Origin of the sequence: Providencia sp. PROV200 (assembly GCF_049901995.1) — a bacterium.
Taxonomy (GTDB): Bacteria; Pseudomonadota; Gammaproteobacteria; order Enterobacterales; family Enterobacteriaceae; genus Providencia; species Providencia rettgeri_E.
The window spans coordinates 1,431,500-1,456,543 of record NZ_CP096307.1 but is presented as its reverse complement, the minus strand read 5'-3'; the positions used below and the strand labels follow the sequence as shown (position 1 = coordinate 1,456,543).

Here is a 25,044-nt window from a genome sequence, read left to right as displayed (position 1 = left end):
ATTTTTCTCTGAGACAACTTGACGATTTTGAGTTGTCTCAACCTAATGACTATTCACACCTATTTTTTACAATTAATTGATTTTAAATGGTTATTTATTAATTCACATGTTGTCTCAGCGTTGAATTCAGTTGTCTCAGCCGCTTTTTTTAACCTACCAAGAGATAATCCAAACTTTTCAGTGTCGTCTCAAAAACACCTTATGTTGTCTCAAAACAGGCTCAGGTTGTCTCAGTGTTGTCTCAGAAAATAACCATCATAACTATAAATATTAATAAGTTACCTTTTTTATTCCCTTATTGAGACAACTGAGACAACGTTAATTACCGTTTTTTCCTAACGTGAGAAATATCATTCCTCCTCTTCATCAGGAACAAGCATCAAAATGTAGGCGCGCTGCTGAATGTTACCTAAATGCTTCAAACGCGGTGTTCTGCTTTGATACCCTTTCTCATTGGCAGGTTTCTTTAAAATGCCTAGTTTATGTAGAGCATCAGAGAAAATATCTGTATTGAACGTTTTGGCTATCTCGTTCTTAAATACCGTTGGCAATGTATAAAACAGTATGGGTGCTTCATCATGCGTACTTGATTTAACCCTATACCCAGCGAGTTCTCTAATAGGTAAAGATTGTTCATCATAGGGCAATGGCGCAAATCGACTCATTCCATACGTACTTAAAAAAGCAATCGTCTGTTCTTTAATCTGCTCAATCTCTTTGTTACCTGTACCGAACTCAGCAACCCAGACGTTAAACGCAGTTTGAGTAGCATCCCTACAATCTTGTTCACTCCACCCCGTAATCACACGCCCCATTATCAAAGCAGCTTCAATAGTGGCGAATCGATCACTCGCTCGGTGTACTTGCTCACCATAGCTGCTTGGAATTAATTTATTCCAGCGTTGCTGAGCGGCTCTATAGGCTTCCTGTGCCTCGTCCTTGTGGTTCGATAGATATTCAATCCAATAACGTCCAGCCGCCCCATAGCTAGAACGACAATTCACCTTGATTAAATCCGCGTGGGCTTTCCCTGTTTCACATTCGTGTAGTTCCGTGGCGCGTTCAATGGGGATATTCAGTAATCGCACTAATTGCCCTGCGTTCACTTTCACACCTGAACTTAATAAAAAGGTCTCAATGTCCTTCTCTCCTGTACTAATGGCCACCGTCCGCCAGCTTTGAACCTGCCTATTGCCGCCATCTTTCGCGCCTTGTATCTTGCCTTTGCCATTAAACAGCGTATAAGCCGATTTATAGACGTGTTTAGGGTCTGCCCCTTGTCCGACTTCATCCAAATACAAAAGCCCGTCATTGTGCGCTACAGCCTCGTTAGTCATACCGTATTCAGTGCCATACCACGTTAAACGCTGTAAATCGGGATCACCGTATAAACTCACGGCCATATCTGCGGTGGTGCTTTTCCCTGCTGTCGATTGGGCGTAAATGTGAATACCAAAGCTGTCCGCCCCTGTGATACTTGTCATCGGTGCGGCTAAGGCTGCGCCAATTGCAAACATCATAAAACTGTTACCATTAGCCAATCGCGCAACATCATTCCGCCAGCTTTCTACCGTTCCGCTTGTCTGGTAGGCGGTAGCGGCTGCGCTTTGCCCGTTAAAAAATATCGGTTGCTCAGGTGTACCAATGATTGAGCCGTCTGGCATGATGTACGCGCCTTTGTGCCAGCCTGATTTATTGGTGATACTCCAATTCTCTTTGAATTTCTGGCGCAAGAGCCAATCAGATAAAGACTGTCTTAGCCCTGATTTAGTTGTCACAATTAGCCCTGCATTTTTAAGCGTTTTCCAGCCCTCACGCTCGCCAATATCCCCCATCGGAACGGCTTGAACGTTGTTATTGCCCCACTCGAAAATCAAATACTTTTGATTCAGGTCATTAACGCCTTTCGTAATGCGTTTTATGGCGTTAGATAACCATTGTTCATGATTGATGATCTCCCCTGTTTCTTTGTCCGCTTTAGGTGTAACCAGAAATACACCGTCGTCGCGTGATTCAATGCGTATTTTCATGGGGTCTGATTTAAGGGCTTTGTGGTTTACATCAATCTCAATCATTACCTTACTTCCTTGTTTATCCACTTCGGCATTAAATGCCTGTCTTGCTGCCTTAATGCCGTGTGATAAGCGATAATCATCCCAATCGGCTTTATCATCAGTAGGCGGTAAAACAGCAATACCATTAACCGCCTTAGCTGCCTTTTCAGCCGCTAGCTTTCCTGTGTTTGGTTGGTCTGGCTTAATATCGTTGTCACCTGCAATGATAATTTGGCTCTCTGGGTACTTCGTCCGCATCACCTTAGCCACATGAATTAAGTTACTCGCATCAATTGCCGCTACTGTGCGCGCTTCTGGTTGGATTAACTGGCACGTCATGGCAGTTGCTAATCCCTCGCCGATAATCACCGTAGAAACGTTTACAGGCTCATTAATGGGGTAATAGCTGCCATTCTTCGCACTATCGAGTAATAGCCGTTTATCGCCATTAGGTTTAATGGTTTGTGCTGCTGTGATTGTGCCGTCAGCGTCCATCAATGGAATAATTAGCGATCCATCGGCTAACAGGGTCACGGTGGTACTATCAAAGCCTTTCGCTTTCAGGTACTCAGATTCGCCCTGTTTAGCATTGGCAATAGTGCGGCTGTATCGCGCTGTAAAGCGTTTATGCTTCTCTATCTGCTCGTTAGCTTGGTTCTGGGCTTGCTGTGCTTTCAATGCGTCCTGTTGTGCTTTTACCTCATGGCTACGGTAGGCTGGTGGATTATCTGAACGGGTATCAATACCAATCATGCCAGCCACCTCATAAGCGGCTTCTGTAACGCTGCCACCCAGAACGCGCTGAACTAAATCCAACCCATCACCAGAACCGCACTGATTACAAATAAACGTGCCGTTGTCGCCTTTGTTATCAAACCTAAAACGGTCTTTACCACCACAAGCAGGGCAAGCCGTGTGCGTGTTCAGGGGCACTTCTGCCCCGAGGTTAGATAATATGTTTTGCCATTGGCCGTTAGCTTTTTGCTTCACTTCACGGATAACATCTATTGGTTTCATTGAAACGCCCCCTTATCGGCTAAAGAGTCGCCCATGTCATTAATCATGCTTTGCCAAACCTCGCGCCCGTACCCCGTGATATAGCCATTAATCACACACTGCCCCATTAAACTAATGGCTGTTGTTTCCCACATAGGAGCAGACTGTTTAAGTGCTTCCAGCAAATAACTATCAACGAGCATTCGAATACCTTTCACACCGTCAATAATGGCAACCTCAATGGCCTTGTTGCCTACATTCATCGGAAACCAATCACCGCCATTACGTGTGGTTACATCGTGATAAATAGCGGCTGCGTAGCTATTCGCCAGTGAATTAACTTTAAAATTCTTCGTTATCATGTCATTGCGTCCTTTTAATGAATGGTTACGGTGTTGCTAAACTCACCATCTTCTATCGCCCGAATGAGATCATCGTGAAGAACAGATAACCCCTCACGCCCTCGGTCTGATAGTCGGCAACCTTGTTTAGGCTCAAGATTGATAAAATCTCTATACATTCTTATGGCCATAGCAGGGGCATATCCTGATTCGTAATACTCATAAGCTGCGCCCTCAACATGGTTTGCTAATAACATACGTTCGCTTGCTGCATAGACAGTTAAGGCTGCGTGTTCATTGCGGTACACTGCTGCGGTAATCTTTCCACCTTTCCCGTTATCGGTTTGATGAAATCCGTTGTTGTCGGCCTGTTCCATGACAAACGAAGCAGCAACAATCCACCGCCAGAGAATGACGTTTTGCTCAATAGTGGATTTAAAAAAGCCTTCAACATCACCTTTGCTAATGGCTAAAACCAACTCAAAACCCATTGATAAATCACCGTCAAAGCTACCGTCGTTTAATGCCTCTAATGCCTCGGTATAACTTATTGCCTCTTGGTTAGCTGCGTCAGTAATGAGAATTACACCGTGTTCGCTGTGCTCGAATGCGTTAATGTTTGTAATATTCATCGGTTCGCCTCCACTACCGCTAACTTATAAGCTCGCAACACATGCGAGGATTTACCTGTAATAACTGTTTTAATCACTAAACCGTGCTTTGTGCTGGCTGTTACATTCGTTTTAAGTAGTACCGCATCCACAACACGACGATGTTTTTTATATTGAAATAGATTGCTGGTTACGGTGATTCTGGCGACTGCGCCACTGTCAAAATAATTGAGTTTCATTATTTGCCCTCTGCCGCTTCGTTCATTTCATCCCTAATCGAATAAACAACAATCAACACCGCCCAGATCATGTTTCTGGTTTCGCCACACTCTTCAGCTTCCAGCCACGTAGAAAGTAAAGTAATTAGCATTAATACTTTTGCTTTGTGCGGCTCTAGTAACATTTCCACTTCGCGTTTCTGTTCCTGATTCATCACTTCACCTCACGCACATAGTTAATTCGGATATCGGTTAAACCGTCTCGTTGCGCTTCTCGCATCACTTGCGATTGAGCGTCTTTCTGGGTGGCAGATATCACCTGTTTACAAATACCTAGCGTTAACCCTTTCGGAGTTGTGCCATACCCTGCAATTTGAAACGTTCTCATGAGCGATAATCCCCCATATCCTGAATGTGTAGCTGTGAGGCTTGTTCAATAGCCATTACCATTGGTTTAAGTGCTTTCTTCTCCTTGCGACGTAGGTTCATGGCATAACTGCCGCGCCTGCCGTGACCTTGATAAGAGTCAGCTTCTAAACGGCTAATTAAGTTCTGAGCCTCACCAATTGGCATGGCTTCAAGTTCCGCCAGCGTGGGGATTTGAATATGTTTAATTTCGGGAAACTCAGACAAACGAAAGTAGCTGTTAACCATTGAGCGTTGAACCTGCCACGACAAATCATCGGTAAATGGCTTGGCAACCATCAAATAACCTGACTCAGTGATAAGCATTAACTCTTTTGCTTTGCCGCCTATTTCTAGTTCGGGTAACTCGGTACGTATTACGTACTTAGTGAGCAAAAAGTAATCTACCCCATCAATGAAGTGCTTTTTATGCGTGTTGAATGTGCGCTTTGCTGTACCTTTCGGGCGTTGGTGTACCTCGTCAATCATGGAAAAAGTCACAACTCGCTTACCTTGATACATGAATGGGCTTAGGCTGGTGGCATTAATAGTGACCTGTCTCATTTCATCACCTCTTCAAGCCGTGCGATTTCTCGCCATTGCTCATGTATTAGGCGCTTTAATGCTCTCGCCATGTAATAAGTGTCGGTTTCTGCTTCATTCTCAACCGCTGTAATTAAAGGAAATAGAATTGATTGGATTTCGTTATTTATATCTTTCACAGCATCGAACGCCGCCACATCACCAGATTTCAACTTAATTGTTTTCATTTGGTCGCCTCCTCGAGGGATTCGCATATTTCCGCGTTGAAGTCATACGCAATAGAAACGAGGTCGATTAACTCACGCGAACAATCGCTACTTACCTGCTCCAAGATAACGGCAAGCAATGAATTGTTTTGCTGTGCCTTATATGCGGCTCTGTCTAATGGAATTGGCTTACTCATGCTTCCACCTCAGATACAGCTTCTTCTGCTGTCTTGCTGATAATTTCAATTAGCTGAATTTTGAGTTCTGCTTCATCACGTTGATTTGATAAAGACAAAGCGGCTTCTGCTAGGCGTTGGATTTTGTTCAATGCGTCAGATAGGCGTGGAATACTCATGCTTTCGCCTCCTGTGCCACAATTTCCTCTTGAAGAAATACACAAACATCACCTGATAACTTCGCCATAAGAGAAGCCAAAGTGGATATTTCACTGTCTTGTAACTGGTGAGGGTGTGATTCAATGAGTAGGTTAATTAACTCAACCTGATGCGCCTTTTCAGCCGCTTGATGAATAGTGATATCCGCCATAATTAAGCCCTCCCTGCATAGGTGTATTCGTTGCTGAACTGGCTTAATGGAACAATGACAGGGCTATCAAAGCCGTCTCGCTGAAAGGTCACACGGTTAAATTGAACCGATAGAACTTTGACGGTTTCGCCATTATTTTTGTGAATGTAGAAATCATTAGGTTGAGGGTTACGCATGATGTTTACCTCCAATAACAGGTAAGCGACCAGCGAATATCAGCATGTAATCACGTACAAGCATCAGTCTTGCACTGTTCTCATTCGGTGCTGTAACAGCAATGCGGCAAGGTTTAGCGGTGTAATCGCTACGGTTTAACGCGAGGAATAACCATCTGTACGATTGGTTAGGGGTGAGACTAGTCCGCCCTGTGACGGGTGTGTTAATATCTTGCATAGCTACCTCGATAGTATCAGTATCGTTGGTGGTCAGCCCTTGAGTGATACTGGTAATATCATTCGAGGGCGTTTTATTTTGCACATACTTCATGTTAGAGTACGTACATAACAAATAACATACTAAGGGATTACGTACGTACATGTCAACGCCAAAAAGAGACAAAACAGAAAAAGGAAAAGGGTTATCTCCTACATTCCAAATCAGGATCACGCCAGAACTTAAGGCGCAATTTGAATCTGCGGCATCTGAAGCGGGAATGAGTTTAGGTAACTGGCTTAAAACTCTTGGGCGAAAAGAGTTAGAGCGATTAGGTGTTAAGCCTAAAAACTGATATTTGCCATACCAGAAAAGTAAGCTAGTATTAATGTTCTCACTTGCTCGGTATTTAATATCGACGTTTCCAAGGGTAGCCGATTGGCTGCCCTTTTTTATGGACTCCAAAAACTCAATTCGTTCCTTTTTTATGGTGTCTAATAACTCAATTTTCCCCCTTTTTATGGACTGACAAAACTCAATTCCGCCTCGTGTAGTGACCACGATTAAACCTTGCATAAGGTGAGAAAAACCACCTTTAGCAAATGGTGTAAATTCTCCACGTTTTAGATTGGCAAAATGTTTTGCTGATTGACCTAGGAAATATTCCCCTGATTGATTTCCCGTAAATTTGGGTAATTGATTGGCGTAAATTTTCGCTGATACATCGGCTAAAGTTTTAGCCTGTTGCTGAGCAAATGATTTTGCCGAGTGCTGAGCCAAAATATTGACCGAGTGATCGGACGAAAGTTTGTCTGATTGATTGCCAGTAATACCGTAAGTTAAAGTTACAGTATTATTAAGGGAGTAAATTAAACTTACCCCCTTACCTGCCAGTAGAGAATCATTCACTTGGTAGGCAATATTCCCCAACTCTGGGGATAATTGATTAATATTTGAACTTTGATTCCCCCGATTTGGGGTATCAAATATTGTTGAGTTAATAGCCGTCATTAGTGGATTTCTCCATCAAGAAAATCAGGCTGGTACTTTTCCCACAATTCGCGTTCTTCACGCTGTAAATCAGCTTTCTTTTGCTTGCAAGATTGCAGGTCGCGCCCATGCTGTGAGGCTGTGATTTGGTATTGCTGCTGACGTTTGGTGAAGTCATTTAACGCTGAGAATGGCACACCATACGCGCCAGTTTTACGAATGGATGGGATAACGTCACGGAATACCCAGTTAGTGAAACGATGCGCGAATGTGCCTTTAGTGGTTGCCTTACGACTACGGGCAATCAGCTTATAAAAACCAGATTCCGCTATAACCTGTCTGTTCGGGTTTCCCTGAATACCATAACTTAAAGTTACAGTATTTTTTTCATCCAAATCTAAAGCATTTAAAGCCTTGCTCGGGTTGGTAATGCCTAACGCGCTACAAACATCTTTAGCAATAAACCACGGCTCGTTATTAATTTTAACTATCCGCACCTGAACATCTTCAAATCGAATAACGGAAATATCATCTGAGTTGATATTTAAAATAGTCTCGTCGCTGAATTTAGGGTGAGCGAATCCACCAGCATTTAAGCTGTTATTTTTTAGTTTCATTTTCTTATTCCGTTATTTTGTCGGGTAAAGGCTTAAAATATTATTTACGTGTGCTTTATCTAGAGTTTGGTAATTACCTTGCTCAGCGCGTTCATTAATTAAATTGATAACCTTCTGCGCATCCTGAGCCGTCTTAAAGCGGTAACGGTAGTGTGACCCGATACCATCAGGATTAGGCTCATCAATGCGTTCTAGTTCGATATTTAATAAACGTTCCAATTCATTTGGATAATTACGACCTGACGATAAGCGACAATGAATTAATATTTCATTCTCTGTAAATCCATTAATGCCTGTACCTAACATATATAAACGGGCACGGTGTTTTTTTGGTGGATTCTTTGATAGAATAGATGCTGTCGCGTTATCCTGAGAAGCCACCTGTAGCGGGTGGTTTTTCTTTTCCATTATGCCACCTCGCCAGTACGTGATTCAGCAATCTTATTTGCTACCCACTCATCGACTTCTGACTCAACAAAAGCAATAGAACGAGTACCGATTTTTACTGATTTAGGGAATTGACCTGCTTCAATGAGGCGATAAATCCACGCCTTACCATAGCCAGTACGACGCATAACTTCAGGTAAGCGAATGAGGTTTTCTTTTAAGGTTGTTACTGTTGGCATGATGCCCCCTGTTATCTAGTTAATGATACGCCTTAGTAGACGTTCGTAGATCTCAGGGGTATTTTGCTTTCTACTATTAATCTATAGTAGACATAAGTAAAAAAATGATTTACCGCATAATTATTTACTATTAATTTTCGGCGAGTTTCAGTATGTCTGAAAATCGCATACTTTGAAGGTGTTCATTTTTCTTGGTAAAAAATAAAAACTCCCTTAGTAAATCTTCATGAAGTATTTTTTCAACAAATGGTCTTATGGTATCTTTTATTTGTACGCCACTCATAATTTCACTATCTAATTCCGTTAATGGAAAGAGCACTCTTGCTAGAATTTCATTACTTATTTTTTTGTTGTTGGCCATTTCCCAAACTAGTAAATCTATAAAAGGGATAACCTTATATGTGATTAATTTCTTTAGGGTAGAAAGACCTATTCTATTATTGGCTCTATCTGGCTCTTCTATTCCTGCCTCTGCTCGCCAATACTTAATTAACTCTTTAAATTCCGTGACCAATTCATCATCAGAATATTCCTCCAGATTACACTTGATAACTATTTCACCACCAAAAGATTCATTCAGATAGTCAACATTAACAATTGGAGAGAAAATACTAGTACTCTGAACCTCTACTATGCCTTTACTTTTTTCTACTATGTATTCTTGTCTAGTGAGAGCCTTATAGTAAGATATTAAATCTCCGACATTAAAAGATGTGCAGGCAACTCCATCTGTATACTCGCAATGCTCATTTTCCTCAAAAAAATTCCTGCCAATAATAGGATATCCATTGCTTGTAATAGTTATATCTTTTGGCACTTCTTCAACTGGGGATTCATTCGTTTTGTAATCACCATCACCAATAGCGTGAAGATATGCAGCAGTTGACCATACATGACCTTTCTTTAGTCCCTCAATAAAACTTAATCTTGACTCATGCATATCTCTAGTGGTCATCATTTTTTCATTATCATCGCCCGGATACAATAAAAAGCCTCTAAATTGCACATCATCTATAAGCTCACTCACTGTCATATCTAATAATTCTTCGTACCGTGATACATCGAACCATGAGAGTATATCTTGTCCTTTAGCTCTGGCCATACCGCCACCTCACGCCCTCATTCTGTAGGAGCTATGCCAGCTAGTAGAGGTGTACTAGTTTTCGGGGATCAGCCTAGGCATAGCTTTATTCTTTATAGTCTACACGAGTCTACTACAGTCTATAATTACTGTCTATTTGTCCAGTTATGGCTCTTTCAGGTACAAAAAAACCAGACCTTTTATTGTCTGGTTCTGTATTTGGTAGCTGGTGGATTAAGCACGTTTAAAATTGCCGTGGACAACATTATCCCCGTTCTCTAATGCCCCCATGTAATCAGCGTACCATTGAAGCATTTCTCTACGGCCATCAATATACTGAGCATGGTTATACGTTCCACGGATAGAGTTCTTATCAACGTGTGCTAGCTGTGTCTCAATCCATGCGGTGTTATAGCCTTGTTCGTGTAGGATGGTACTCATTGTGTGCCTGAATCCGTGACCTGTGGCTCTACCACTGTAGCCCATGCGCCTAATCATCGTATTCAGTGCCATATCTGATATATGCTTTCTATAATCAGTGCGGCTAGGAAATATATATTGATAGCTGCCACTGATTGGATGTATCTGTTTCAGTAAATCAATAACCTGCTCTGATAGTGGCACAATATGCGGTCGGCGCATTTTCATTTTTTCAGCTGGTATTTCCCATACTCCAGTATCAAAGTTAATTTCTGACCATTCCGCCTTTCTCAATTCGCCTGGTCGAACTCCAGTTAATATAAGCACTCTTAATGCCACTCTTACAATCTGGCTTCCCATGTACTTATCAATAGAAGAAAGAAACTCTGGTAATTCAGTTACTGAAAGATGGGCGTAGTGCTCACGCTTATGTGGAACAAAGGCACTGGCTAAATCTGGCGCGGGATTATACTCTGCCCTACCAGTAATAATGGCGTACTTCCATACTTCGCCGCAACGTTGACGCACTTTCTTTAGCTTCTCGGTTGCTCCGCGCTTTTCCATAATAGAAAGCACTTCGAGTAGTTCCATTGGTTTGATTTCAGCAATCGGGCGATTACCTATATAAGGAAATACATCTTTTTCGAATGCGTCCATCATGTCATCACGATAACCAACAGACCAGCGATCCTTTCTTCCCTCATACCATTCAAGGGCAATATTTTTAAAGGTGTTTACACTGTCAATCTTTGAGGCTTGCTTTTGTTCTTTGCGTTGTTGGTTTGGGTCAATTCCATCCGCCAGCAATCTCTTTGCATCATCACGCTTTCTTCTGGCATCAGCTAGTGTAACGGTTGGGTAAATTCCAATAGCTAAAAGTTTCTCTTTGCCATCGATTCGGTACTTTAACCGCCAATACTTTCCGCCATTAGTTTTAACCAATAGATACAGTCCACCACCATCAGATAGTTTGTAGTCTTTTTCTTTAGGCTTGCTGGAATCAATTTGCTTAACGGTTAGCTTCATTTGGGGGTACTCAAATCATGGGGTATAAATGTACCCCCATATGTACCACCTAAAGGGGGTAGTTTTCAATAGACGTTAGTAGACGTTGGAATAATAGGATTTAGTTAGAATGCTTGATTTACTGGGGATTGAAAGACTTTGGAAGACGTTACTAGAAGTGAAGATGGCGGAGGAGGAGAGATTCGAACTCTCGGATGGTTTCCCATCGGCGGTTTTCAAGACCGCTGCCTTCAGCCGCTCGGCCACCCCTCCGCAATGACGTGCACTATAAACATCCTCTCATTGGATGTAAACCCCTAATTTGGTCGTTCGCTTTAAAAATATACGGCCTTCATACTGTTAGATGAAAATATCGACATTCTAACGACTTTACTTGGGTTACATCCCAATTTTTGCTAAATTTACGTTCCAATTTTATTTGAGTTGAATAAAAGTATGTTGGTTTTTAATAATCAAGAAATAGAAACAGATGCACAAGGCTACCTGCTTGATAGCCAACAATGGAGTGAAGATTTAATCCCTTTACTCGCGCAGCAAGAAGATATTGAAATTACCAATGAACACCTGGAAATTATCCGTTTCGTCAGGAACTTCTACTTGGAATTTAATACCTCACCGGCTATTCGTATGTTGGTTAAAGCAGTTTCCCAGCAGTTTGGGGAAGAAAAAGGCAATAGCCGCTATTTATACCGGCTATTTCCAAAAGGCCCAGCTAAACAAGCCACTAAACTTGCTGGCCTGCCAAAACCGGTGAAATGTATTTAATTTCTTACTAATAGCGGACACTAAAGTCCGTTATTGGCTCTGCCTTCCAATTTTCGGTGAAAAAATGGTCTATTTTGGCGCCTGGGGGACCACCCGCTTTCAGCCACTCATCAACAAATTCAATATCTTGCTCTGAGCCATAAACGGCTAGCTTAACACTGCCGTCATCCCGGTTACACACAAAGCCTTTTATGCCATTCTGATTAGCCCAATGATAGGTCTGGTAACGAAACCCAACCCCTTGAACACGACCATAAATATAAAAATATCGACCTGATGTAATCATGTGAGCCTCCATTGTCAGAGCATAATGTATTGATACCTTCTTTTAACAGTTGTTTTTTATTCATTGAACAGATAATCTGCTAAATGAGGCACTGCTTTTGATCGTTACGTATAAAGACAGTGTATTGCGTTATTGATAATTGTCTATATCTTAGCTTGAAAACGCGTAGCACTGCCCATATATAGTTTGAAGTATAAGCAAGGCTTTTAGGAGGTCGCTATGATGATCACCAGTAAATATGGAATCGGGCAACAAGTTCGGCACAAACTTCTCGGCTACTTAGGCGTCGTTGTCGATGTAGACGCTGAGTATTCGCTCGAACAACCACATGATGATGATATTGCCGCTAACAGCACACTACGCGATCTACCTTGGTATCATGTTGTTATGGAAGATGACAATGGGGATGCTGTTCATACTTATTTGGCTGAAGCTCAAATTACTTATGAAACCGTAGAAGACCATCCAGAGCAACCCTCAATGGATGAACTAGCGGAATCCATAAGGTCTCAGTTGCAAGCACCTCGCCTTCGCAACTAACCTTCAAATATTGATAGTGTTATTTATGAACGCAACCGTAAAGCAGCTAGCTAGCTGCTTTACTTTTTAGTATTAAAAGCAATTTATTTTTCAAGGCCTAATGCTGGGATTTCTTGTTTTGGACATTTATCCATAACAAACTGTAAACCAGCGCGCAAAGCAATTTGTTGGGCTTCTTCGCTAATCACCCCTTTTTGTAACCACAAAACTTTAGCTTTCACTTCAACTGCTTCTCTGGCTACTCCTACAGCCGCTTCTGCATTACGAAACACATCGACCATATCTATTGGCTCGGGTATATCACTAAGCTTCTCATATACAAGCTGCCCTAATAAGGTTTGACCTGCCAATTTAGGGCTCACAGGAATAACGGTATAGCCTTGATGTAAAAGATATTCCATGACTTCATAACTCGGCCTATTGACCTTATCACTCGCTCCCACTAAAGCAATTGTTCGAACACGCTTTAAAATTTCAGCAATTTCTTGATCTCTCATCAAAATATCTCCCAAAACCTATAAACTATTCATTAGCATTATGATATATGTTGTATATCTTTGCTCATTCAATTTTTAAAGATGTCTATCTCGCATCTTACTTAAGGGAATATAATGGAATCAACAACCCGTAAAATTACAGCCTCAAAAAATATTGCTTTGGTTGCCCATGACCATTGTAAACCTTCACTATTATCTTGGACTAAGACAAATAATGAACGGCTTCAAGCTCACAATTTATACGCAACAGGGACTACAGGCAAATTAATCAGCCAACACACTGGGTTGCCAGTCACGAGTATGCTAAGTGGCCCTATGGGGGGAGACCAGCAAATAGGCTCAATGATCGCTGAACAAAAAATCGACCTCTTGATTTTCTTCTGGGACCCTCTTAATGCTGTACCTCATGACCCTGATGTTAAAGCATTGCTACGTTTGGCTACAGTTTGGAATATTCCTGTCGCGACCAACCCTGCAACTGCTGATTTTTTAATCACGTCACCCTATTTTGATAATACGATAGACGTCGTTATCCCTGATTATCAAAGCTATTTAAATAAACGAACTAACTAATCTATCAATGTGAAGTGCCAGAACGTTCTAGCACTTCATCGCTCCTCATTTCATAGGTCATAATATCGCTTTACGGTTTCTTTTGCTTTGGAACGCCCAATTGTTTCAGTTCATCCGCAAATTCTGACGGTTTTTCTGGGTTATAGAGTAACCAAACTTGCTGCTTAGCCCGTGTTAATGCGACATACAGTAAACGTCTTTCTTCTGCGTGATCAAAATCTTCTGGTTTAGGCAATAAAGCTCGTTCAATGATTGATTCGCGTGCAGGCGCAGGGAAACCATCCTTTCCGCTATTCAGACCACAAATGATCACATGGTCTGCTTGCTGCCCTTTTGATGCATGAATAGTCATAAACTGAATATTTAATTTTGGCCAACGAGTTTTAGCTTTATCTAAAATATCAGGTTTTAAATAATGATAACGGGCTAGCACTAATACCGTTTCATCATCAAGCACATAGCCGCTCATTTTGTCCAATAAACGTTCAAAGGCATCCTCACAAAGAAGAATAACCGATTTTTTATTCCCTTTAGTTAAGCTATTCAATGGCTTATCTAGCTGCATAGGATTTTGTAAAATAAACTGGTTAGCTACCTCACCAATACGTTCATTAAAACGATAAGTGGTATCTAAAGCGCAAAGTTCTCCAATACCAAAGTTATGTTCAAACGATGTTGTTAAGTCTAATTCTGCACCACTAAACCGATAGATAGCCTGCCAATCGTCTCCAACAGCAAATAACGTCGTTTGCTTATTCTGCTGTCGTAGTACCTGCAATAATTTAGCTCTTAGAGGCGAAATATCTTGGAACTCATCGACTAAAATATGTTTCCATGGGCTAATAAAACGCCCTTTTTCTAAAATATTAATGGCTTGATGGATTAATCCAGAAAAATCAATTGCACCTTCATCTTTCAATGCGCTTTTCCACACTTTCAATAACGGCGCCATTAAACGAATGCGCTTTTGGAAAAGTCCCCTTATTTCTTCTTCCGCATTATCAATCATGTCCTTCTGGCTCCCCCCATGCATACGCATTAAGCTTAGCCAGCGGTCTAACCTAGTAACCACTTTATTGCTAATTTTTTCGTCTTTCCAAAACTCACCGTCTGGAATTTCCCACTGCAATTCTTCAGAAAGCCATTCTCGCCAGCCTTTTGCTTGCGCTTTCTTTGCTGAACACTGCTCTCGCCATTCATTTAATAATAGCGTTTGCCGTTTTTGAGTATCAGTTTCTAACTCGCTAATTACTGGCGATTTTTTACTGCCCTCACGGATAATGTGTAATGCAAGCGCATGGAAGGTTTTTGCTTCAATGTCATCTTGTTGTAGTCGTGAATGAATACGCTCATTCATTTCATCTGCCGCTTTGCGACCAAAAGCTAGCAATAGGATTTGTTCTGGCTCTGCCAAGCCTCGCAAGATTAACCAACCAGCCCTAGCCACGAGGACGGATGTTTTACCACTCCCAGCCCCTGCTAGCACTAATACATTATCCTCACCATTAATCACAGATAAGGACTGTGAATAATTGAGTGGTGATGTTTCTACTTGCTGGAAAAAGTCGTGATAACGAACTAAAACAGACTCACACCAGTGATCGTTAATTTGTTTTCGACATTCTTGACCGCTATTCAGCCAATTCAGACACTCGTGATATTGTGCTACACAATTTTCAAATAATGAAAGGCGCGCCAAAGGCATAGGTAGCGATGAGAATTTTTGTGATATTTTATTTTTTATTTCAGTCAATTGGCGCAACGTTAACCAATGGTCGTGTTGCGTCAGTTGTTCAATCGAATGAACTAATTCAGCCAATACGCTAGCACTGACTAGGCTCATTTCAGTGCTCCACTGTTGCCATTTTTCATTTAAATAATGGTAAAAGCGCTGAGTTTGCTTCCATTCAGTACCGTGTAAACGAACAACTTGTTCATTTACTATTTCAAATTCTAACTCCCCCCAAACAATCCCTCTCTTACAACGGATATCAATGAGTTCATTAAATGGGATAAGATATTGGTGGTTTTCACCACTCACTTCAATACCTGCGTTGAGTAAGCGAACCCGATTGTAGGGATGCTGAGCCAGACGCTTTCCAATCTGTGTTGATTTCAGTTCCATACATCCTGCACCTGAGAAAATCAATGACAAAAATACGGTTGGCTTGATTCCAAACGGTTTTTTATTCCTTGCAAACAAGCTATCCTATATAGACTAGGGCTTGTCTTACCTTTGAGGTACTTTGTGTTAACACTGCTTACCAGTTATCGTCGTGTGCTATATAACAGCCATATTTTATATTATATCCGAATCTTTATAGCCCTGACAGGCGCAACCTTAGTGCCATGGTTGTTAAACCAAGAGCCTAAGACCACTATCCCACTTACTTTAGGTGTGGTCGCTGCTGCACTGACTGACTTAGATGATAGGCTAACTGGTAGAATAAAAAATTTAATTATTACACTTTTTTGTTTTTTTATTGCATCCGTTTCAATTGAACTGCTGTTTCCATACCCTTTATTTTTCTTTTTTGGTCTCGCCTTTTCCACATGTGGTTTTATTCTTCTCGGTGCTTTAGGGCAGAGATACGCAACCATCGCATTTGGTGCACTGTTAATTGCTATTTATACCATGCTCGGTGTACCCATATTTGATACTTGGTACCAACAACCTGCATTATTACTCACAGGGGCAATTTGGTATAATATCTTAACTTTGATTGGCCATATTTTATTTCCTGTTAGGCCACTACAAGATGCAATAACCCAATGCTATCAGCAACTTTCAGCTTATTTAGATGCAAAAGCTAACTTATTTGACCCTGACTTAGAAGATGACTACCAACGCTCTGTTTATGATTTAGCGCTAGTAAACAGTCACTTGGTTAGCACCATGAACCAAGCAAAAATTGCATTACTGAGTCGGTTAAAAGGAGACCGAGGACAAAAAGGTACCCGAAATTCACTGCATTATTATTTTGTTGCCCAAGATATTCACGAACGAGCAAGTTCATCTCACATACAATACCAACAACTTAGCCGTACTTTACGTCATTGTGATATTTTATTTCGTTTCCAACGCCTATTAACTATGCAAGCGAGAGCCTGCCAGCAAGTTGCTCAATCTGTTTTATGGCGTAAACAATACCAACATAACCCTCGTTTTGAGCGCACTTTCGCTTACATTGAAAAATCGCTACAACTTCTAAAGCAGCAATCGCCTGAGCTTCATGAAATTAAAGCGCTGTACAACTTACTTAAAAACTTAAAAGGAATTGATGTTCAACTTAAAGGCCTGAGCCTTGAGCAAAGTGCATGGCAGCAAAATAATAAACAAATAGAACAGTTATCTGACGAATCGTTATCAGGTATTCGTGATATTATTTCACGCGTTAAACACCATTTAACCCCGAAATCTTCTTTATTTCGCCATGCGGTCAGAATGTCAATTCTCCTTTGTACTGGCTATGTCATTATCCAACTATTTGATATGGAAAGAGGATATTGGATATTACTCACTAGCTTATTTGTATGCCAACCTAACTACAGCGCCACTAAACGCCGTTTGGCTCTACGTATAATAGGCACTATTGTTGGTATTCTCATTGGCTTACCTTTGCTGAATTTAATCCCTTCAATGGAAGGCCAGCTCACGCTAATTGTTATTTCTGGTTTACTGTTTTTTATGTTTCGCAGTAGCCAATATGCCCAAGCAACCTTATTTATCACACTACTCGTCTTGTTTTGTTTTAACCTACTCGGAGAAGGGTTTGACGTTGCACTGCCACGGATCATTGACACATTAATTGGTTGTTTTATTGCATTACTTGCCGTCAGCTTTATTTGGCCTGACTGGAAATTCCGCCAACTCCCCCAAGTCATTCAAAAAACTATGGATAGCAATTGCCGTTATTTAGATGCTATTTTACAACAATATTACCAAGGTAAAGACAACCGCCTTGAGTATCGAATTGCACGTAGAGAGGCACATAATAACGATGCTGAATTCGCTTCTATTGTGTCCAATATGGCATCGGATCCTAAGTCTTATCGAATCACTCAAGAACAGGCTTTTCGCCTTCTCTGCTTAAACCACACTTTACTCAGCTATATATCTGCATTAGGCGCGCATCGTGAAAAAATGCAAAATGAAGATAACCTTTCACTACTCAACGATGCTATTTGCTATGTTGAATCATCGCTACAAATCACCACCATTGACCCGCTCGTCATTGATGAAAAATCAGATAAACTTCGTCACAGTCTATTACAGCGGATAGATAACATTTCAACCAGTGATGACGAAAAAACTTTACTAATCATGGAACAAACTAAATTATTGCTCGAGCTGGTCCCTGAAATAAAACAAATTATGCGAACTATTAGTGCATCATAATTATACCGATGAGCGGGTATTATAATTCTAAATACCCGCTCATTCTTATATTGCATATTATAGTATTAACTATATTAATAATAACCGTGGTTTTGCGCGAGTTTAAGCTGACGTCAATTCAAAACTATTATACCAAGTAATTAGCTCTTGCTTGATATCCTTTGGTAAAACCGCACTATGACACCCTTCTATTGCAGCCGCTAAGCCTATGAGTAACTTAATACTAGGGTTATTCCTACCATGCTTTTTTAGCTTCATAAAACAAGCCTTTGCGCCCATCATACGCAAATCATCAACGTGAGATACACCGATTTTCCCTAGTGCGCGCTCAACTGACATATTCATATTAGGTAAATCTTTTATTCGCATAGTTATTGATTGTTTTTGTTTAAATTCTTCAATGGCTGAACGGTACGCCAACTCAATATATTGGAGAAACAAAGCCTCGTCATGCCAAACTTGTTCCGAAAGTTGATAATAACGCATTTCCAGTGGAATACCCTTTTTACTATAAACTAGCCGGTTAAACCCTAAGGATTCAAAATGGCTTCTCGCAACTAAACAGCCACGCAAATAAAAGCCGCCATCAAGCACTAACCCCACAATTGCATCATCGACTAATAGACAAAACCCACCAAAATGGTTTTTGCGCTTTAATTCGCCAAATTGACTTAACAAACGGGACAAATAAAAAAATTTTTCATCTTTTGACAACATTACTAAACTCCTTTTTAGATATGCTTAATTTTCATCCTTGAGAAAATTAATTTTATAATTTCTTTTTTTACAGATAATTACGCATAACCAATTTTGAGAGCATCCATAAAAAATGCCAAGAAGAATGCAGATAAAAACAACAAAGTTGCGAAGCGCTTTGAAAAAATAGTCTTGATATTGGATGGATATACAGTTACTGTATGTTCATACAGCATTGTAACGAGGTAAATTATGAGCATCTATTCTTGGAACAACTCAACAGAACATTCTCTTAATAATTACGCACAATCAATCCCTGCGATAGGGCTTACTAACAGCTCTATGCAACAAGGTATGGTGAGCGAACTTGTTTACGATGAAAAACACCCTATTATGGATTACATTTTATTACCCATGCTTCGCCAGTTTGGGGTCCAATCACGCTGGTTACTCTGGTTAAGCCCTAATAAAAAACTCAGTAAACACTGGTTAGAACAATCAGGTATACCCACTAATAAAGTTATGCAATTAAATCATATGGAAGATATCACCACGATTGATGCCATGGAAAAAGCCTTAAGAAGTGGGAATTATAGCGTGGTTCTAGGGTGGCTACCGGAAATAAGCGAGCAAGATTTTATTCGTTTGCAATATGCTGCTCAAGAAGGCTGTTCTATTGGCTTAATTATGCGTCCACAGAAAACGTATAATATGGTTAGTACACAAGCAAGACAGCCAAACCACTTAAAAATTCATTCAAATCATTACCACTAGCTAAGATTAAGAATTTTCTTACTAAATTTAACCTTTAGGCATATTTGTCTCTAAAGTTAAATTAAAAGTATTGTAGATCAATCAGATAGATTAAATATAATCATTGTTAAAAATATACATATCTCTCTGATTTATACACTAAAAAAACACTTTTTTTAACGATTTTTGCTCACTCTACTTGTATCTTTTTAAGTTCGTTGTAGACTTTAGCTTGTTCGGCTTATGGCATTATTTTTTTACTTTTCTTATTTTTTTGTAGATAATGTCTGCGAAACCTAGCAAGTAAATTAAACCAATGGCATATAATAAGGCTCAGCGAAGCCAAGCCAATATTGGATGATAACGAGGCGTAAAAATGAAAAAAACAGCTATCGCAGTAGCAGTGGCAGTAGCAGCTTTTGCAACCGTTGCACAAGCAGCTCCAAAAGATAACACTTGGTATACCGGTGCTAAATTAGGTTGGTCTCACTATGAAGACACTAAATTCACTTCACCTGAAACTAATCTTCACGTAGGTAACACTACTGACCGTGATACTCTCGGTGCTGGTGCATTCGCTGGTTACCAATATAACCAATACATGGGCTTCGAGCTTGGTTACGATTGGTTCGGTAAAATGAAATACAAAGGCGCTGGTAACAGCGGTGACCTGAAATCTATGGGTGTTTCATTAACTACTAAATTAAGCTATCCAATCATGGATGACTTAGACGTTTACACTCGTTTAGGTGGTATGGTTTACCGTACAGAAGCTAAAGCTAACCAAACTCAAGGTCGTTTCAAAGAAACTGACACTGGCGTTGCACCTGTATACGCACTGGGTCTTGAGTACGCAATCACTCCAGAGTGGGCTACTCGTTTAGACTACCAATGGGTTAGCAACTTAGGTGATAAAGACAACATCGGTACTCGTCCAGACAACGGCATGCTGAGCGTTGGTGTTGCTTACCGTTTCGGTCAAGCTGATGCTCCAGTTGTTGCGCCAGCTCCAGTTGTTGCTCCAGCTCCAGTTGTTGAAAACAAACGCTTTACTCTGCGTTCAGATGTTCTGTTTAACTTCAACAAAGCAAGCCTGAAACCAGAAGGTCAAGAAGCTCTGAATGAGCTGTACAACGAACTTAGCAGCATCGACCCAACTCAAGGTCGCGTACTGGTAGTTGGTTTCACTGACCGTATCGGTTCACAAAACTACAACTTACCACTGTCACAAAAACGTGCTCAGTCTGTAGTTGACTACTTAGTTGCTAAAGGCGTTCCAGCTAGCGCAATCTCTGCAGAAGGCCGTGGTAAAGAAGATCCAGTAACTGGTAACAAATGTGACGATGTTAAAGGCCGTGCTGCTCTGATCGAGTGTTTAGCGCCAGACCGTCGTGTTGAAATCGAAATCCAAGGTACAACTGAAGTTGTAACTCAACCAGGTGCTTAATTCTTAGCCCTAGTTTGAATTTCGAACTAAACATAAAAAACCCCAATTAATATTGGGGTTTTTTTATCATCAAAAATCACAAAAAACCAGTACAGCTTAAAAATACACTTCAAAAGATTTAATTCTATAATAACGGTATCTTGCTTAGATACTTGCTACAGTGATGATCATCACTGATCTTCTTTAGTTATCCGTTTCCTTTGGTATCCCAAGGATCGCTTGCAAATCTTGTTTTAATGAGCTCATCTGGCTTTCATATTTATCTTTATGTTCTGCGTCTTCAATTAACTGAATAATAGTTTCAGACAACGTTTTATTACGCTTCACGGCAAGGTTAGACAAACGCTGCCACACCGAAAAGTTTAAATCTATTGATTTCTTACGTGTATGTGGGTGTTCTGCATTAAAATGACGCTTACGCCTCGCCCGAATACTCTGTTTCATTCGGTTATCAAGCTCTGGGTTCATATGCTGAGTGATCCACTTTAGTACATCAACCGGTCTATTTTCCATTTTTAGCAGCAAGTCTATCGCTTCTTTTTCTGCACTTCTTTCTATATAGCGGGTAATTGCTTCGCCACCCCTTGCTTTATTGACGAGGTATTCCCATTTCCAGCCACATTCAAGATTTTCAAGCTGCTGATATTTCATAATTTTTCCTGAAGAAAATTGAACCTATTTTTATATTAGCAAGATTATATACAAAATACTCAAGCAGATATTCGATTTAGTGGAATATTCACTCTTTCAATAAAGAAGATGACCTCCTCTTGTAAAAATAGTGTACAATCCGCCCCTATCTGTTAACAAATTAATAAAACTGCATGTCCACATTTGAATACATACTCGTCATCTATGGGATTGGCGGTGTATGCGCAATGCTATTTACCCTACTCGTAACAAAAGACCCTAACTGCTTTATGCGCTTGCTGAGCGCCATACTTATTGGCTTGACTTGGCCGATGACACTACCCATTGTATTTATGTTTTCGTTATTCTAGTCGATAATTCAACAATTATTGCTGCAAGATTGCCTATCAAAGGCTAATATAGCAAGCTTGCCCATTGGGTAATGAATGAGCCTGAAATTTGTTTATAAAACAAACAATGTTATTTAGCAAATTTATTAAATAAACCTTATTCAGGCATATACGCCCAGCTTATTGGCAGGCATTTTATTTATAACCCTATTAATAGCAGATAATTATAGTGATCAGTCAAGAACTAACATGGCAAGGCCTAATTCCTAACTTATCGTCATTTCAGACGAAATTTGTATCTTCAGAAACGTTGCCCCCTATACTTTTATCAGATATTCAGCCTAGGCTATCTGATGGCATACAACATTTCGTTGATGAATTTGCCCAAACTCGCTTCATGTTTATCAAGTCTGATGACAGTGAGGCGTATCTTAGCCTTTATGCTAATGCAATTACCCCCTTACTGGCAGAGATAAATACCATTGATGGTGATTATCAATTATCTGAAGATAGCCGTCTTTTTCAATGGAAAAGTGGTGTTAAAAGCCGTTTCTCTTCCCATGAAAAAATTGCTTACCGTAGTTGGATAGAACCCGAACAATTATTTGGCTATGTCACCCCTTCATTGAATTTAGTGCCAGGATTACTTCACCAAATTAATGGCGGGATCTTAGTTATCGCAGCTAGCGCATTAATTAGCCAACCTTTAATGTGGGCTCGCCTAAAAAATATGGTTAACCGTCAACAACTTGAATGGTTACCTTATTCTGAGAATCAGCCTTTACCGATTGAAATTGAACCACAACCTTTAGAACTTAAAGTCATTATTGTTGGTGACCGATTAGCTTTAGAAGAGTTTGAATTTACATCACCGGAACTATTTAGCTGCGCAATTTATGGCGAATATGAGCCTATTATGTTCTTCGAAGATGAAGAACAATTGAGCTTATGGATGCGTTATGTTAAATCCATTATTGAATCCAATAAATTACCACATATTTCTGCTGATGGCTGGGTCCCTTTCATCCAACAAGCTGTTCGTTACTGTGAAGATAAATTTAATCTTCCTCTTGATATTCTTTGGTTAGTTCGCTCTCTTGTTGATGCCAGCCACTACCATGTTAACCATTTGCTGACTCAAGAGTCATTTAAGCAAGCAAATGAAAACCGCCAATGGCGCCACAGTTTTCTTGCTGAACGTACTCAGGACGATATTTTGCAAGAACAAATCTTCGTTAAAACTGAAGGCGAAGTTATCGGCCAAGTTAATGGCTTGTCTGTCTTACAATATCCAGGGCACCCTGACGCTATTGGTGAGCCATCCCGTATTACCTGTGTCGCACATTTAGGTGACGGTGAATTCACGGATGTAGAACGTAAAGCAGAGCTGGGTGGGAATATCCACGCCAAAGGCATGATGATCATGCAAGCCTATTTAAATTACGAGCTGAAATTAGAGCAGCCTCAGCCTTTCTCCGCCTCTATCGTCTTTGAGCAGTCCTATGGTGAAGTTGATGGTGATAGCGCATCACTCGCAGAGCTGTGCGCTTTAATTAGCGCATTATCACTACAACCTATTGACCAGCAAGTTGCTATCACGGGTGCAGTTGACCAATTTGGCTATGTCCAACCTATTGGCGGGGTGAATGAGAAAATTGAAGGTTTCTTTGATATCTGTGAAAAACGTGGGTTAACTGGCAACCAAGGTGTCATCATCCCGATGGCAAATGTTCGCCATTTATGCACCAAGTCTGCTGTCGTTGAAGCCGTAAAAGAAGGTCAATTCCACATTTGGCCTGTTGAACATGTCGCCCAAGCCATTACTATATTGACTAAGCAACCTTACTTTGAACAACAAGCTGAAGAAGAAAATGTACACCTGTTAGCTTTAATTCAAGAACGGATCAATCAAGCAAACTCACCTGATAAAGCCCGACTTCCTTGGTTCTTAAAATGGATAAGTTAAGTAAAGATTGCGTAAAAAATAGCAGATCGGAGTTGTTCAGCGTACAAGTGTAAGCTATCCTGTAGACCTACACTTAATAAAGGCTATCTTAAGAACATGGTTGAGAAACGCGGATCCTACACAAAAGATGATTTAATTGCTTCTGGTAAAGGTGAGTTATTTGGAGAAAATGGTCCTCCATTGCCATCTGGAAATATGTTGATGATGGATCGTATCGTCAGTATGACTGAAGATGGCGGTACATTTAACAAAGGTTATGTGGAAGCTGAATTGGATATTAATCCAGACCTTTGGTTCTTTGGCTGTCACTTTACAAACGACCCTGTCATGCCTGGTTGTTTAGGCCTCGATGCAATGTGGCAGCTAGTTGGCTTCTACCTTGGCTGGCTCGGCGGTGAAGGTAAAGGGCGCGCTTTAGGTGTTGGCGAAGTTAAATTTACTGGCCAAGTTCTCCCTACCGCGAAAAAAGTTACTTACCGCATCAGCTTTAAACGCGTGATCAACCGTAAACTGATCATGGGGTTAGCAGACGGTGAAGTCTTAGTTGATGGTAAATTAATTTATACTGCAACAGACTTAAAAGTGGGTCTTTTTAAAGACACCAGCGCATTCTAAATATTTGAAATGCAAACCTCCGCAATGGCGGAGGTTTTTAAATGAATGAATACCTTCAGCTTAAAAACCCAAAAATATGCAAGAAAACGAGCTCAGGCTATTTAAGCTAAACGTTCAAAGAATATTGGGGTTACACCACCGCTATGGTTCGATCCTCCATCGCCTTTCGCCAACCACCTAGCCAATGCGACCGAGCATCTACTGCTTGATATGGGCACAACTCTTTAGAGCGCCCTGCTAAACCTGCTTGATAACCTCTTGATAAAGCTCTTTCTAAACGGTCTCGCTTCTGTCTTTTCATGCCTTACTTCCCTCATCATTTAAATGGAAAAGAAAACAGTACCTACTATTTTTAATAGGTACACTATAGAAATAGCGCCCGTTGAAAAAAAAATCAAGTAAAGATTTTCATATATTTGTCATAAATGGCATAAATGTGACTTGTATATGACAATTAATACAACCTATTGATTTG

Annotated in this window: 34 protein-coding genes and 1 tRNA gene; 10 read left to right on the top strand and 25 right to left on the bottom strand. The window is 40.6% G+C overall.

Features of this window, described 5'->3' with window-relative positions; all coding sequences use genetic code 11:
- Positions 1-350: 350 nt before the first annotated feature.
- The 13 genes from M1E86_RS06485 to M1E86_RS06425 are packed head-to-tail and all read right to left on the bottom strand — an operon-like array spanning position 351 to position 6,313.
- Positions 351-3,071 carry a DUF927 domain-containing protein gene (locus M1E86_RS06485; RefSeq protein ID WP_210855043.1) on the bottom strand — a complete coding sequence of 907 codons (2,721 nt, stop codon included), beginning with the start codon at positions 3,069-3,071 and terminating at the stop codon, positions 351-353.
- Positions 3,068-3,412 (bottom strand): hypothetical protein, encoded by a 345-nt coding sequence (locus M1E86_RS06480; protein ID WP_210855041.1) that lies wholly within the window; start codon positions 3,410-3,412, stop codon positions 3,068-3,070. The genes M1E86_RS06485 and M1E86_RS06480 overlap by 4 nt, the downstream gene beginning before the upstream one ends.
- Before the next feature lie 14 nt (positions 3,413-3,426).
- Complete coding sequence (locus tag M1E86_RS06475) at positions 3,427-4,023, bottom strand: hypothetical protein (RefSeq protein ID WP_213914464.1); 597 nt, start codon at positions 4,021-4,023, stop codon at positions 3,427-3,429.
- Positions 4,020-4,241, bottom strand: coding sequence for a hypothetical protein (locus M1E86_RS06470; RefSeq protein WP_210855038.1), 222 nt, complete (start codon positions 4,239-4,241; stop codon positions 4,020-4,022). Before M1E86_RS06470 ends, M1E86_RS06475 begins: the two co-directional genes overlap by 4 nt.
- A complete protein-coding gene (locus M1E86_RS06465) occupies positions 4,241-4,435 on the bottom strand; it encodes a hypothetical protein (protein ID WP_105880954.1) in 195 nt (64 codons plus the stop codon). Before M1E86_RS06465 ends, M1E86_RS06470 begins: the two co-directional genes overlap by 1 nt.
- Positions 4,435-4,608, bottom strand: a complete 174-nt coding sequence (locus M1E86_RS06460) for a hypothetical protein (protein ID WP_165906921.1) — start codon at positions 4,606-4,608, stop codon at positions 4,435-4,437. The genes M1E86_RS06465 and M1E86_RS06460 overlap by 1 nt, the downstream gene beginning before the upstream one ends.
- A complete protein-coding gene (locus M1E86_RS06455) occupies positions 4,605-5,189 on the bottom strand; it encodes an ORF6N domain-containing protein (protein ID WP_210855036.1) in 585 nt (194 codons plus the stop codon). Before M1E86_RS06455 ends, M1E86_RS06460 begins: the two co-directional genes overlap by 4 nt.
- Complete coding sequence (locus tag M1E86_RS06450; protein ID WP_210855034.1) at positions 5,186-5,395, bottom strand: hypothetical protein; 210 nt, start codon at positions 5,393-5,395, stop codon at positions 5,186-5,188. Before M1E86_RS06450 ends, M1E86_RS06455 begins: the two co-directional genes overlap by 4 nt.
- Complete coding sequence (locus tag M1E86_RS06445) at positions 5,392-5,571, bottom strand: hypothetical protein (protein WP_004255431.1); 180 nt, start codon at positions 5,569-5,571, stop codon at positions 5,392-5,394. The genes M1E86_RS06450 and M1E86_RS06445 overlap by 4 nt, the downstream gene beginning before the upstream one ends.
- Positions 5,568-5,729, bottom strand: coding sequence for a hypothetical protein (locus M1E86_RS06440; RefSeq protein WP_210855032.1), 162 nt, complete (start codon positions 5,727-5,729; stop codon positions 5,568-5,570). Before M1E86_RS06440 ends, M1E86_RS06445 begins: the two co-directional genes overlap by 4 nt.
- Entirely contained in the window at positions 5,726-5,920 is a 195-nt protein-coding gene (locus tag M1E86_RS06435) for a hypothetical protein (protein ID WP_210855029.1), read from the bottom strand. Before M1E86_RS06435 ends, M1E86_RS06440 begins: the two co-directional genes overlap by 4 nt.
- Before the next feature lie 2 nt (positions 5,921-5,922).
- Positions 5,923-6,096 carry a DUF4222 domain-containing protein gene (locus tag M1E86_RS06430; protein ID WP_144140331.1) on the bottom strand — a complete coding sequence of 58 codons (174 nt, stop codon included), beginning with the start codon at positions 6,094-6,096 and terminating at the stop codon, positions 5,923-5,925.
- Entirely contained in the window at positions 6,089-6,313 is a 225-nt protein-coding gene (locus M1E86_RS06425) for a host cell division inhibitor Icd-like protein (protein ID WP_210855073.1), read from the bottom strand. The genes M1E86_RS06430 and M1E86_RS06425 overlap by 8 nt, the downstream gene beginning before the upstream one ends.
- Positions 6,314-6,455: 142 nt before the next feature.
- Here M1E86_RS06425 and M1E86_RS06420 point away from each other — a divergent pair, with 142 nt between their 5' ends.
- Positions 6,456-6,647, top strand: coding sequence for a toxin-antitoxin system HicB family antitoxin (locus M1E86_RS06420; RefSeq protein ID WP_210855027.1), 192 nt, complete (start codon positions 6,456-6,458; stop codon positions 6,645-6,647).
- 655 nt (positions 6,648-7,302) lie between these two features.
- Here the strand turns inward: M1E86_RS06420 and M1E86_RS06415 are convergent.
- From M1E86_RS06415 to M1E86_RS06390, 6 genes are all read right to left on the bottom strand, one after another.
- Positions 7,303-7,899 carry a BRO family protein gene (locus M1E86_RS06415; protein ID WP_213914465.1) on the bottom strand — a complete coding sequence of 199 codons (597 nt, stop codon included), beginning with the start codon at positions 7,897-7,899 and terminating at the stop codon, positions 7,303-7,305.
- A gap of 12 nt (positions 7,900-7,911) precedes the next feature.
- Positions 7,912-8,307, bottom strand: coding sequence for a hypothetical protein (locus M1E86_RS06410; protein ID WP_094960712.1), 396 nt, complete (start codon positions 8,305-8,307; stop codon positions 7,912-7,914).
- Complete coding sequence (locus M1E86_RS06405; protein WP_172767332.1) at positions 8,307-8,525, bottom strand: helix-turn-helix transcriptional regulator; 219 nt, start codon at positions 8,523-8,525, stop codon at positions 8,307-8,309. Before M1E86_RS06405 ends, M1E86_RS06410 begins: the two co-directional genes overlap by 1 nt.
- 130 nt (positions 8,526-8,655) lie before the next feature.
- Positions 8,656-9,627: a DUF6387 family protein gene (locus M1E86_RS06400; RefSeq protein ID WP_213914466.1), complete on the bottom strand. Its 972-nt coding sequence runs from the start codon at positions 9,625-9,627 to the stop codon at positions 8,656-8,658.
- Positions 9,628-9,840: 213 nt separating this feature from the next.
- Positions 9,841-11,052, bottom strand: coding sequence for a phage integrase central domain-containing protein (locus M1E86_RS06395; protein ID WP_213914467.1), 1,212 nt, complete (start codon positions 11,050-11,052; stop codon positions 9,841-9,843).
- Positions 11,053-11,216: 164 nt separating this feature from the next.
- Positions 11,217-11,304, bottom strand: a tRNA-Ser gene (locus M1E86_RS06390).
- A gap of 183 nt (positions 11,305-11,487) precedes the next feature.
- On the opposite strand from M1E86_RS06390, the gene M1E86_RS06385 reads away from it, so the two are divergent.
- Positions 11,488-11,817 (top strand): TusE/DsrC/DsvC family sulfur relay protein, encoded by a 330-nt coding sequence (locus tag M1E86_RS06385; protein ID WP_125892692.1) that lies wholly within the window; start codon positions 11,488-11,490, stop codon positions 11,815-11,817.
- A gap of 7 nt (positions 11,818-11,824) precedes the next feature.
- Here the strand turns inward: M1E86_RS06385 and M1E86_RS06380 are convergent, their stop codons facing one another.
- Positions 11,825-12,103 (bottom strand): acylphosphatase, encoded by a 279-nt coding sequence (locus M1E86_RS06380; protein WP_185746919.1) that lies wholly within the window; start codon positions 12,101-12,103, stop codon positions 11,825-11,827.
- Between the two features lie 219 nt (positions 12,104-12,322).
- Here M1E86_RS06380 and hspQ point away from each other — a divergent pair, with 219 nt between their 5' ends.
- On the top strand, positions 12,323-12,643 hold the full coding sequence (gene hspQ, locus M1E86_RS06375; RefSeq protein ID WP_004256095.1) for a heat shock protein HspQ: 321 nt from the start codon (positions 12,323-12,325) through the stop codon (positions 12,641-12,643).
- 83 nt (positions 12,644-12,726) lie between these two features.
- Here the strand turns inward: hspQ and M1E86_RS06370 are convergent, their stop codons facing one another.
- The gene (locus tag M1E86_RS06370) at positions 12,727-13,140 is read right to left on the bottom strand and encodes a CoA-binding protein (RefSeq protein ID WP_125892689.1); all 414 of its coding nucleotides are present in this window, start codon (positions 13,138-13,140) and stop codon (positions 12,727-12,729) included.
- Between the two features lie 114 nt (positions 13,141-13,254).
- On the opposite strand from M1E86_RS06370, the gene M1E86_RS06365 reads away from it, so the two are divergent.
- Positions 13,255-13,713, top strand: coding sequence for a methylglyoxal synthase (locus M1E86_RS06365; RefSeq protein ID WP_213914468.1), 459 nt, complete (start codon positions 13,255-13,257; stop codon positions 13,711-13,713).
- A gap of 70 nt (positions 13,714-13,783) precedes the next feature.
- Here M1E86_RS06365 and helD read toward each other — a convergent pair whose 3' ends face one another.
- Positions 13,784-15,838, bottom strand: coding sequence for a DNA helicase IV (gene helD, locus M1E86_RS06360; RefSeq protein WP_213914469.1), 2,055 nt, complete (start codon positions 15,836-15,838; stop codon positions 13,784-13,786).
- 123 nt (positions 15,839-15,961) lie between these two features.
- Here helD and yccS point away from each other — a divergent pair, with 123 nt between their 5' ends.
- Positions 15,962-18,112: a YccS family putative transporter gene (gene yccS, locus M1E86_RS06355; RefSeq protein WP_125892683.1), complete on the top strand. Its 2,151-nt coding sequence runs from the start codon at positions 15,962-15,964 to the stop codon at positions 18,110-18,112.
- 102 nt (positions 18,113-18,214) lie between these two features.
- Here yccS and M1E86_RS06350 read toward each other — a convergent pair whose 3' ends face one another.
- Entirely contained in the window at positions 18,215-18,829 is a 615-nt protein-coding gene (locus M1E86_RS06350; RefSeq protein WP_125892681.1) for a TfoX/Sxy family DNA transformation protein, read from the bottom strand.
- Positions 18,830-19,060: 231 nt separating this feature from the next.
- Between M1E86_RS06350 and sulA the strand changes: the two genes are divergently transcribed.
- Positions 19,061-19,582 carry an SOS-induced cell division inhibitor SulA gene (gene sulA, locus M1E86_RS06345; RefSeq protein ID WP_213914470.1) on the top strand — a complete coding sequence of 174 codons (522 nt, stop codon included), beginning with the start codon at positions 19,061-19,063 and terminating at the stop codon, positions 19,580-19,582.
- A 355-nt stretch (positions 19,583-19,937) separates the two neighbouring features.
- Positions 19,938-21,008 carry a porin OmpA gene (gene ompA, locus M1E86_RS06340; RefSeq protein ID WP_213914471.1) on the top strand — a complete coding sequence of 357 codons (1,071 nt, stop codon included), beginning with the start codon at positions 19,938-19,940 and terminating at the stop codon, positions 21,006-21,008.
- Between the two features lie 183 nt (positions 21,009-21,191).
- On the opposite strand, the gene matP is transcribed toward ompA, so the two are convergent.
- Positions 21,192-21,659 carry a macrodomain Ter protein MatP gene (gene matP, locus M1E86_RS06335; RefSeq protein ID WP_426099294.1) on the bottom strand — a complete coding sequence of 156 codons (468 nt, stop codon included), beginning with the start codon at positions 21,657-21,659 and terminating at the stop codon, positions 21,192-21,194.
- 173 nt (positions 21,660-21,832) lie between these two features.
- On the opposite strand from matP, the gene M1E86_RS06330 reads away from it, so the two are divergent.
- The 3 genes from M1E86_RS06330 to fabA all read left to right on the top strand — a co-directional run bounded on the left by M1E86_RS06330 (position 21,833) and on the right by fabA (position 24,569).
- Complete coding sequence (locus M1E86_RS06330; protein ID WP_004909646.1) at positions 21,833-22,009, top strand: GhoT/OrtT family toxin; 177 nt, start codon at positions 21,833-21,835, stop codon at positions 22,007-22,009.
- Positions 22,010-22,217: 208 nt separating this feature from the next.
- Positions 22,218-23,954, top strand: coding sequence for an AAA family ATPase (locus M1E86_RS06325; RefSeq protein ID WP_213914472.1), 1,737 nt, complete (start codon positions 22,218-22,220; stop codon positions 23,952-23,954).
- 96 nt (positions 23,955-24,050) lie between these two features.
- On the top strand, positions 24,051-24,569 hold the full coding sequence (fabA, locus tag M1E86_RS06320; RefSeq protein ID WP_004909641.1) for a bifunctional 3-hydroxydecanoyl-ACP dehydratase/trans-2-decenoyl-ACP isomerase: 519 nt from the start codon (positions 24,051-24,053) through the stop codon (positions 24,567-24,569).
- Between the two features lie 130 nt (positions 24,570-24,699).
- On the opposite strand, the gene rmf is transcribed toward fabA, so the two are convergent.
- Positions 24,700-24,870 carry a ribosome modulation factor gene (gene rmf / locus M1E86_RS06315; RefSeq protein WP_004256131.1) on the bottom strand — a complete coding sequence of 57 codons (171 nt, stop codon included), beginning with the start codon at positions 24,868-24,870 and terminating at the stop codon, positions 24,700-24,702.
- Between the last annotated feature and the right edge of the window lie 174 nt (positions 24,871-25,044).